At 65.9% G+C, this 765-nt stretch carries 2 protein-coding genes; both read left to right on the top strand.

Annotated features, from left to right (window positions below):
• A partial coding sequence (locus OR16_RS38805; protein ID WP_006164932.1) for a carboxyl transferase domain-containing protein occupies positions 1–481 on the top strand: 481 nt, incomplete at its 5' end.
• A gap of 62 nt (positions 482–543) precedes the next feature.
• Positions 544–765 (top strand): enoyl-CoA hydratase-related protein (locus OR16_RS38800; RefSeq protein WP_006164931.1); only part of this gene is annotated, 222 nt, incomplete at its 3' end.

Raw genomic sequence — 765 nt, 5'->3', positions numbered from 1 at the left:
CACCGGCTTCATGGTGGGCCGCAAGTACGAGAACGAAGGCATTGCCCGCAACGGCGCCAAGATGGTGACGGCGGTGGCGACCGCGCAGGTGCCGAAGTTCACGGTGATCATCGGCGGCTCGTTTGGGGCGGGCAACTACGGCATGTGCGGACGCGCTTATTCGCCGCGCTTCCTGTGGATGTGGCCGAATGCACGGATCTCGGTGATGGGCGGCGAGCAGGCGGCCAGCGTGCTGGCCACCGTGCGCCGCGATGGCATCGAGGCCAAGGGGGGTAGCTGGAGCGCGGAAGACGAGGACAAGTTCAAGCAACCCATTCGAGACCAGTACGAGCACCAGGGCCATCCTTACTACGCCAGCGCGCGGCTGTGGGATGACGGCGTGATCGATCCCGCGCAGACCCGCACGGTGTTAGGCCTGGGCCTGTCGGCCAGCCTGAATGCGCCCATCGGCGAGATGAAGTTCGGCGTGTTCCGCATGTAATTGCGCGCGCAATGACATGCACCAGCGCCCCGGATAACGCATCGCACCGCACAGGACACCACATGGAATTCACCACCCTTACCGTCACCACGGCGCAGCACGTGGCCACCGTCACGCTGAACCGGCCGGACGTGCGCAACGCCTTCAATGAAACCGTGATCGCCGAGCTCACCGGCGCCTTCCGCGCACTCGGCAGCGAGCCCACGGTGCGCGCCATCGTGCTAGCGGGCAATGGCCCGGCCTTCTGCGCGGGCGCCGACCTGAACTGGATGAAGAAGATGGCC

This window comes from Cupriavidus basilensis OR16, from assembly GCF_000243095.1.
Classification (GTDB): Bacteria; Pseudomonadota; Gammaproteobacteria; order Burkholderiales; family Burkholderiaceae; genus Cupriavidus; species Cupriavidus basilensis_D.
Note: the sequence above shows the minus strand (reverse complement) of the source record. Positions and strands in the feature narration are given on the sequence as shown.